Below are 8,508 nucleotides of genomic sequence, written 5' to 3'. Positions count from 1 at the left end.
CCAGCGTGCTCCGCCGCGCGGTCGCCTGGTTCACCGAACGCGGCGTCACCACCCGCCGTGTGCTGTCCGACAACGGCTCCGCCTACAAATCCCGGCTCTGGGCCACGACCTGCGCCGAGCTCGGCATAACGGTAAAGAAGACCCGCCCTTACCGGCCGCAGACCAACGGCAAGATCGAACGCTTCCACCGCACCCTGGCCGACGGCTGGGCCTTCGCCAAGCACTACACCAGCGAAAAAACCCGCCGCGCTGCCCTACCCGGCTTCCTGCACGACTACAACCACCACCGGCCCCACACCGCGATCGGCAAGCTGGCACCCATCACCCGGTTGAACAACCTGGCTGGACATCACATCTAGCTAGAAACAGCGGCGGGCCGCGGCGGAATTGCCCGCAACAGCGCCCACCTCGTTGCGCGGGCCGCGGGCGGCTCGACCCTTCGGCGGCCCGGCCGGCACCATCCGCGAACGCGGCCGACGGCGTCCCGGAAGCGGCCGCGGTGTTTCCCGGCGGCCGCGCTGGGGCCGCGAGGGAAAGCCTGGCTCGCGCTGGGAGAGCGGGGACGGGCCGGCTTCGGCGGGACGGCCGCGGCGCGTACCTCAAAGGGTTTTCTTCGAACGTCGCCTCCAGTGAACTCACAGCGAGTTCCCGGATGAACACGCAGGTGATCGATGTTCCTTTGGGTGCGGGTCACAAGCCCGCAAGCCGAAGGAGTGAACGTTGCACAGCCATCACAATGGCCTCAAGACAGCCGCTCTGCTGGGTCTGCTCACGAGCCTGATCCTGGCCGTGGGCTACTGGCTGGGCGGCAGCGGCGGCCTGATCCTCGCCGTGATCATCGCGCTGGCGACGAACGCCGTCAGTTACTTCTACTCCGACAAGATCGCCCTGCGGGCGATGCGCGCCCGACCGGTCAGCGAGGCGGAGTTCCCCGAGCTGTACCAGATCGTCCGCGAGCTGGCGGTCGACGCCGGCCAGCCGATGCCCCGCCTCTACGTCTCCCCGTCGATGCAGCCGAACGCGTTCGCGACCGGGCGCAACCCGCAGCACGCCGCGGTCGCGGTGACCGTCGGCATCACCCGCATCCTCAACCTGCGTGAGCTGCGCGGTGTCATCGGCCACGAGCTGTCCCACGTCTACAACCGCGACATCCTGATCTCCAGCGTCGCGGCCGGCCTGGCCGGCATGGTCACGCTCCTCGCCCAGCTGGCGATCTTCCTGCCGTTCGGTGGTTCGGACGACGAGGACAGCCCGAACCCGGCCGGTGCCCTGCTGATGCTGATCCTCGGCCCGCTCGCCGCCTCGATCATCCAGCTGGCGATCAGCCGGAACCGGGAGTTCCAGGCGGACGCCTCCGGCGCCACGCTCACCCGCGATCCGCTCGCGCTGGCCAGCGCCCTGGAAAAGATCCATTACGGTACGCAGCGCGCGCCCCTGCCGGCCGGCGGACAGCTGACCAGCACGGCGCACCTGATGATCGCCAACCCGTTCCGCGGCGGCGGCCTCTCCGCGCTCTTCTCGACGCACCCGCCGATGGCTGAGCGGATCCGCCGCCTGCACGAGCAGGCCTCGCTGACCGCGCAGCGCCTGAACTGACGTCACGCGGCTAGCGGTGAGCCGTGAGCCGCATGACATCGGAACTGTTACCGGAACCTCCGGCGTTAGCATCGGAAGCTGTTTCACTCGTTACCGATCGCGCGCCGGAGGTTCCCCCTTGACCGCATTGCGTCAGTACCTTGGCGTGTGGCAGATGCCGGGCGGGCGGATCCTCCTCGTGGTCGGCGTCCTGGCCCGCCTCGGCATCGGCATGACCCCGCTCGCCCTGCTCCTGCTGGTCGAACAGGCCACCGGGCGATACGCGGCCGCCGGTCTCGCCGGTGGCGTCTACGCGCTCGCCGGTGCGGCCGTGAGCCCGATCGCCGGCCGGCTCGCGGACCGGATCGGGGCGGCGCCCATCCTGCTCGCGACGGCCGTGCTGCACCCGCTGGCGCTCGGCGCTCTGCTGCTGGCCAGCCGCGGCGGAGCCGGCGCCATCGAGTGGATCTTCGCGGCCTCGGCGGTGGCCGGCGCCACGTACCCTCCGCTGACCGCGGCGATCCGCCGAGCCTGGACCGACATGACCGCGGCGGCCAGCGGCCGGCACGGCCTGCGCCAGGCCGCGATGGCCGCCGAAACCTCCCTGTTCGAGCTGGTCTTCGTGCTCGGGCCGCTGCTCGTCGCGGCGTTCATGGTGGCCACCGGTGAGCCGGGCTCGGCCCTGGTCAGCGCCGCGGTGGCGACCCTGGTCGGTACCGCCTGGGTGGCCCGGCTGCCGGTGATGCGGCATCGCGGGGCGCACCCCGACGAGCACACGGCCCGGGGGCTCGGCCCGCTGCGGGTGGGCGGCTTCCCGACTCTGCTGCTCTGTGTCACCGCCCTCGGCGTCGCGTTCGGCGCGGCCGGCGTGATCGTCCCGGCGTACGCGTCACAGCACGGCGGCGGCGACGCCCTCGGTGGTGTCCTGCTCGGTGTCTGGGGGCTGGGCAGCGCCGTCGGCGGCATCTGGTTCGGCACCCGGCGCCCGGCCATGGCCCTGTCCCGCCAGTTCGCCTGGCTGCTGGCCGCGGTGTCGGTGAGCTTCCTGGTGCCGGCGTTCATGCCGAGCCCGCTCTATCTGGGGATGGCCCTGATCCTCGGTGGCGCCACCATCGCGCCCGCGCTGACCGTGGAGAACAGCCTGGTCGGCCGGATCGCCCCGGCCGCCATGCTGAACGAGGCGTACACCTGGATGGTCACCGTCTCGGTGTCGGGCAGCGCCGCCGGTGGTGCGGTGGCCGGCCTGATCGTCGACCAGCCGGGCGGGGTGCCGTGGGCGTTCGCCTTCGCGGCGGGCGTGCTCATGATCGCGGCCGCGATCGCCGCGTTCCCGGAGGGCTCGATGGCCCGCGCCGACCGGCGAGCCACCCTCGCAGCCGAACTGGTGTGACTGTCGCCACAATCGGGATCCGACCTCAGTGAAGGTGGCTTGTACCGGATATGACCGCTCCGAACCGCGTCCCGCTCTCCGTTCTCGACCTCGCCACGGTCCGTGAGGGATACGGCAGCCCCGACGCGCTGCGCGGCACGATCGAGATCGCCAAGACCGCCGACGAGCTCGGGTACGCCCGGTTCTGGGTCGCCGAGCATCACAACATGCCGGCCGTCGCCTCGACCGCGCCACCGGTCCTGATCGGTGCCGTCGCCGCGAACACCCACCGCATCCGGGTCGGTTCCGGCGGCGTGATGCTGCCGAACCACATGCCGTTCGTGGTCGCCGAGCAGTTCGCGCTGCTGGAGGCGCTCTACCCGGACCGGATCGACCTCGGCATCGGCCGGGCCCCGGGCACCGACCAGGCGACCGCCGCCGCGCTGCGGGGCGTCTCGCCGTACCTGACCGTCGAGCAGTTCCCGGAGCACCTGCAGACCCTGCTCGGCCTGCTCGGGAAGGAGCAGACCACACGTCTGCGAGCCACTCCGGCGCCGGAGACGTTCCCCGAGGTGTGGATGCTCGGCTCCTCGACGTACGGGGCGCAGGTCGCGGCCGCTCTCGGGCTGCCGTTCTGCTACGCGTACCACTTCGCGATGAGCTCGGACGTGGACGGCGCCCTCCGCCTCTACCGGGACGGCTTCCGGCCCTCCCCGCGCTACTCCCGCCCGCATGTCATGGTCAGCGCGTCGGCGATCGCCGCGGAGACGACCGAGGAGGCGCAGTTCCTGGCCGGTCCCAGCCGGGTCATGGCGTTGAGCCTGCGTACCGGCCGGCTCGGCCCGATGGTCTCGCCGGAGAGCGCTGCCCGCGCCGACCTGTCCGATCTGGATCGGGCGATGCTCCAGTCACTGCCCGGCACCCAGTACGCCGGAACCGCCGATGAGGTGGTCGCCGGCCTCGACGCCCTGGTGGAACGGACCGGCGCCGACGAGCTGATCCTGGCCGGCGCGGTCTACGACCCGGCGACCCGCCAGGAGAGCCTGGCCCGGATCGCCAAGGCCTGGGGCCTTTAATCGAATGCGGCCACTGTCGTCGATCGCGAGGATGGGGCGATGGGCTGGCAATTGACCACCGACGTGGAGCGGTTCGCCGAGGTCGCGGGTGATTACCTGCGATCGGAACCGGTCCGGCACACCACGTTTCTCACGGTCCTCGATGGGTTGCGCCAGCACGGACCGCATGCGTACGGGGTGAGCGATCCGATCTTCGGCTGGTGGAGCACCTCCACCGGCGAGGTCGGGGGAGTGCTGTCCGGCACCCCGCCGTACCCGATTATGTTCAGCGCGGTGCCGAACGGCGCCGTTCCCGCCGCGGTCAAGGCGCTCGCCGGCCGCCCGCTGACCGGGGTGAACCTGCTTGCCGATGACGTCGACGCGTTCGTGTCCGGCTGGTGCGAGCTGACCGGCGCCACTCCGGTCCCGGGCATGCGGAGCCGCCTCTACCGGCTGGACCGTCTGATCCCGCCGGAGCCCATGCCGCCCGGCGCCGCGCGGCGCGGGACGGTCGCCGACCGCCCGCTGCTGATCGACTGGTTCCGCGCCTTCCACGACGAGATCGGCGAGGAGCTGCCGAGCGTCGAGCAGTTCGTCGACGACCGCCTGTCGTTCGGCGGGGTCACCCTCTGGGCGGAGAACGGAACGCCGACGGCGATGGCGGTCCGGACCCGGACGCAGGCCGGGATGGCCCGCGTCCAGTACGTCTACACCCCGGCCGAGCACCGCCGCCGCGGCTTCGGCGGCGCGGCGACCACGGCCGCCACACAGGCCGCCCTCGACGACGGAGCCACCGAGGTCGTGCTCTTCACCGACCTGGCCAACCCGACCAGCAATGCCCTCTACCAGCGGCTGGGCTACCGGCCGATCGAAGACCGAGCGGTGGTGCATTTCCCGTGATGAGCAGCGGAATCGTCCTGTCCCTCAACGTCGGGGCGTCCGAGTACAACCCGGCCAAGCCGGTGGGCAAGACCGGGATCGGCAAGCGCCCGGTCGACCATCCGGTCGCCGTACGCCCGCCCGGCCCGAAGACCACCGGCCTGCACAGCGGCCTGGTCGGCGACTACATCGGCGACACCAAGCATCACGGCGGCGACGATCAGGCGGTGTACGCGTACGCCACCGAGGACTACAAGTGGTGGGCCGCCGAGCTGGGCCGTGATCTCGCACCCGGCTTGTTCGGCGAGAACCTGACCACCGAGGGCGTGGAGGTGAACGGCGCGGTGATCGGCGAACGCTGGCACATCGGCTCCGGTCTGGTACTCCAGCCCACGTTCGGCCGCATCCCGTGCGCCACCTTCCAGCACCGGATGGGCGAGCGCCGCTGGATCAAACGCTTCGCCGAGACCAACCGGACCGGCGCCTACCTGCGCATCCTGACTCCCGGCGAGGTCCGCGCCGGCGACCGCATCGAGGTCACCGACCGCCCCGCCCATGGCCTGACCATCGCCGAGGCCTTCGGCATCTACATGCACGACCCGGCCCGCCTTGCCCGCCTCCTCGACGCCGACGAACTGCCGCACGACATGCGCGCCGAAATCGAGAAGCGCCTGGCCCGCTAGGCCATCAGGTATTGCATTCGGTACCCGGGTACGGGCTTACCGTCGAACGGACGGCGCCGACGGCGTCGAAGTTCGAGGAGGCTTGGCATGTCCTTCATGGTTCCGGACGCCTGCACGCTGCCCACGGCGGAGCGACCGCTCCGGCTGGCCGAATTCGACGACCTGTTGGCCACCGCCGTCCGCGGGGTCGAACAGGTCGACGCGACACACGCCCGCCTGCACCTGACCGGCCCGGCCGGCTTGGAGGCCCGGGTGCGGGACCTGACCGTACGGGAAGTCGGGTGCTGCTCGTTCTTCACCTTCACCACCACTGCGGAGCGGGTGGCCGGCGGCGAGGCGGTGGTTCTCGATATCGAGGTCCCGGCGGCATACGCCGGCGTACTGGCTTCCCTGGCCCAGCGCGCGAGCGCGGTCTCGGCCGGAACGACACCGTGACCGCTTGGTTGTCAGGCCGGGGCGAGCCGAGCGGCGACCTCACGGAGGACGGGATGGTCGAGCGATTCCTGTACGCAACGAGCGAACAGCCACTGTGTGAGCCGGCCGGCGTCGAGTTCGAGCAGGTCGGCCATCCTGCTGGCTAGGCCGGCCGGGTCGGCCATCAGGCGCTGTTGGCAGTTGAGCAGGTGTTGCACCGCGTCATAGGTGGGATCGCCGAGGTAGGGCTTGGGGTCGATGGCAAGCCAGGGCTCGCGGTCGGCGGCAAGGATGTTCCCGGCGTGCAGATCGGTGCACAACAGCACGCGCCGGTCGGCGGTGGCCGGCAGCGTGCGTAGAAGCCGGATCCCGGCGCGGGCAAGGCCGGGGTCGAGTCGTCCCGGTGTGTCGGCCAGCCGCTCCTGAAATTCGGTGGCCCAGGCGTCACACATGACCTGCAGCGGCCGGAACTGTGCGGGATCACCCTGCGCTCGCCACAGTCGTCTCAGCACGCCGGCGACGATCGGGTCCTGCTGAACCTCGGGTAGCACCTCCCCGAGCGCAGTGCCGGGGCGGCAGCGTTCCAACAGCAGCACAGAGGTGGTGTCGTCGGTGGCGTGGTCGTACAGCCGTACCGTTCCGTCGCCGTCCCAGGCGCGCAGCCCTTCGGCTTCGTGGAGGGCCTCATCGTGCCGCCACGCCACCTTGAGCACCAGTTCCCGGCCTGCGCCGTCGCTGGCCGGGGCGACCCAGGCGCACTGGCCGCCCGGCTGAAAAGGCGGTCCGATCGCCAGCGACCATCGGTCTGCGAACTCGTCAACCAGACGGGGCAGAGTCGCCAGCCAGGCGTCACGTTGCGGTGACCGGTCCGCGCGCACGCTGTCGACCAGGTTCTCCGGCAGGACGAAGCCCGTCACGTCGCCCATGATGCCCCGCGCCGCCGGTAGGTGGCGTTACCGTCCCAGCTCGACCGCGGTCTTCGCGCCGCACGCGCGCAACCACTCGACGACGTCGGTGGCCTCGCTGCGGGTGGCGGCGTCCAACGGCGTCAGGTTCTCCCAGTCCGGGACCCAGTTGAGACCAGCGCCGTGGTCGAGCAAGAACTGTGCGGCCCGCTGTCGGCCGCCGTGGCACGCTCCCCAGAACGCCCCGCTGACCTCGGCCGGAGCCGGCCGACTCGGGCCGGTGAAATAGGCCTCCAGGCGGTCGAGAATTCCCAGGGTCGCGGCGTGCCACAGGGTGGTACGCGCTCCACGTTCGACCAGGCGGCGAGCGGTCTCCCATTGCGCGAACGCCGTCGCATCGTCCAGCGGCGTGCCACCGCCGATGACCGCACCCAGCGCATCGATCTGGGCGCCGGCGTCCAGCAGCGCGTCGAGCACTGCGACGTCGTTACTGCTGGCCGCCCAGTGCAGTGGCGTCTCGCTGTGCGGCCCGGTAAACCGGGCGTCGACCTCCGCACCAGCCTGGACCAGCGCGGCCACCGTGGCGGCTCCGTTCGGATAGTGACCGGGCCAGTCCGTCACCACATGCAGCAGGGTCCGCGACATCCCACCGTCGTGCTCCACGAGCCGAGCCGTGGCCAGACCCGGCTGCTCATCGAGCAGACGCCGCAACGCCGCGACGTCGCCGGCACGAATGGCCTCGACCGCGGTGACCGCCAGCGGGTCCTCGGTGTCGAGCACGAGCACGTCGGGAGTCACTCGCAAACCCTAGCCCCGCAGTCCCGCATCGGCGTTCTTGTCGCATGGCCCTGACCTGCCGGACCGCTTCGCCGACCTCGTCACCGAGGTCCACCACTTCGCCGGCACCGCCAACCCCGGCGGCCTGTTGGCCGCGGCCGCCGCCATCGGCACCCAGCAATTGCTGGCCGGCCTGCTCACCGAGGGCGTAGCCGCAGCCATCCTCGAACGCCTGAGCGTCCACGCCGAGCAGATCCGGGCCGCGTCGCACCGCCTGTTCGGCCCGTACAGCGAGGCACCCGGCGACGACGTCCCACCGATGTCCACCGAAGCGACCTGCGCCATCGACACCGCCGCGCAGAACGCCGCGGGCACCCTCCCACCCGAGATCCGCACGGAACACCTACTAGCCGTCCTGGCGTTGGACCCCGGAAGCCGCGCTCTCAACGAACTACACGTCGACATAGCGGCCCTCGAACGGGAACTGCATTGCTACATCAGCCCCATTCCCGTACGCCCAGCCCGCTGGTGGAAACGCCGGCTGGCCAGCCGCACCTGTTCCTTCTGCGGCCGGGCAACCGAGCCGGACATGCTCGTCACCGACCTGGCGTCGCCATCTGCCACCCGTGCGTCATCCTCGCCGCCGACAGCCTCGCCACGAGGCCAGCTTGCGAACAGACCGCCCAAGCGATGCCGACGTGAGCACAACTCATCGACGCGGCAGGGGACCGCCGATGCGTGTCGCCGGTCGTCGTACTGCTTTCCGCATAGGGCGCCGCGTAAGCGCGGCGCGGGCCGGTCGCGCTCGGCCTGCCGGCGGCCTCCGGCCGGCTGCTCGTGAGCCGGTTGTC

Annotated in this window: 10 protein-coding genes; 8 read left to right on the top strand and 2 right to left on the bottom strand. The window is 71.1% G+C overall.

The annotated features are described in order from the left end of the window. The 7 genes from I4J89_RS18280 to I4J89_RS18250 all read left to right on the top strand — a co-directional run. On the top strand, nt 1-359 hold a 359-nt coding region (locus tag I4J89_RS18280; RefSeq protein WP_196415163.1), incomplete at its 5' end, for an integrase core domain-containing protein. A 361-nt stretch (nt 360-720) separates the two neighbouring features. Beyond that, a complete protein-coding gene (gene htpX / locus I4J89_RS18275; protein WP_196415162.1) occupies nt 721-1,596 on the top strand; it encodes a zinc metalloprotease HtpX in 876 nt (291 codons plus the stop codon). A gap of 118 nt (nt 1,597-1,714) precedes the next feature. Then, nucleotides 1,715-2,965, top strand: a complete 1,251-nt coding sequence (locus I4J89_RS18270; RefSeq protein WP_196415161.1) for an MFS transporter — start codon at nt 1,715-1,717, stop codon at nt 2,963-2,965. A 50-nt stretch (nt 2,966-3,015) separates the two neighbouring features. Then, entirely contained in the window at nt 3,016-4,020 is a 1,005-nt protein-coding gene (locus I4J89_RS18265; protein WP_196415160.1) for an LLM class flavin-dependent oxidoreductase, read from the top strand. A gap of 39 nt (nt 4,021-4,059) precedes the next feature. Further along, entirely contained in the window at nt 4,060-4,899 is an 840-nt protein-coding gene (locus tag I4J89_RS18260) for a GNAT family N-acetyltransferase (protein WP_196415159.1), read from the top strand. Further along, entirely contained in the window at nt 4,899-5,561 is a 663-nt protein-coding gene (locus I4J89_RS18255) for an MOSC domain-containing protein (RefSeq protein ID WP_196415158.1), read from the top strand. The genes I4J89_RS18260 and I4J89_RS18255 overlap by 1 nt, the downstream gene beginning before the upstream one ends. A gap of 87 nt (nt 5,562-5,648) precedes the next feature. Beyond that, the gene (locus I4J89_RS18250; RefSeq protein WP_196415157.1) at nt 5,649-5,996 is read left to right on the top strand and encodes a hypothetical protein; all 348 of its coding nucleotides are present in this window, start codon (nt 5,649-5,651) and stop codon (nt 5,994-5,996) included. 11 nt (nt 5,997-6,007) lie between these two features. Here the strand turns inward: I4J89_RS18250 and I4J89_RS18245 are convergent, their stop codons facing one another. Next, on the bottom strand, nt 6,008-6,892 hold the full coding sequence (locus I4J89_RS18245) for an aminoglycoside phosphotransferase family protein (RefSeq protein ID WP_309238362.1): 885 nt from the start codon (nt 6,890-6,892) through the stop codon (nt 6,008-6,010). 36 nt (nt 6,893-6,928) lie between these two features. Continuing rightward, nucleotides 6,929-7,678 carry an ankyrin repeat domain-containing protein gene (locus I4J89_RS18240; RefSeq protein ID WP_309238361.1) on the bottom strand — a complete coding sequence of 250 codons (750 nt, stop codon included), beginning with the start codon at nt 7,676-7,678 and terminating at the stop codon, nt 6,929-6,931. A gap of 37 nt (nt 7,679-7,715) precedes the next feature. Here I4J89_RS18240 and I4J89_RS18235 point away from each other — a divergent pair, with 37 nt between their 5' ends. Beyond that, nucleotides 7,716-8,498: a Clp protease N-terminal domain-containing protein gene (locus tag I4J89_RS18235; protein WP_196415155.1), complete on the top strand. Its 783-nt coding sequence runs from the start codon at nt 7,716-7,718 to the stop codon at nt 8,496-8,498. Nucleotides 8,499-8,508 lie beyond the last annotated feature (10 nt).

It is taken from the genome of Actinoplanes aureus (assembly GCF_015704865.1).
GTDB lineage: Bacteria > Actinomycetota > Actinomycetes > Mycobacteriales > Micromonosporaceae > Actinoplanes > Actinoplanes aureus.
Note: the sequence above shows the minus strand (reverse complement) of the source record. Positions and strands in the feature narration are given on the sequence as shown.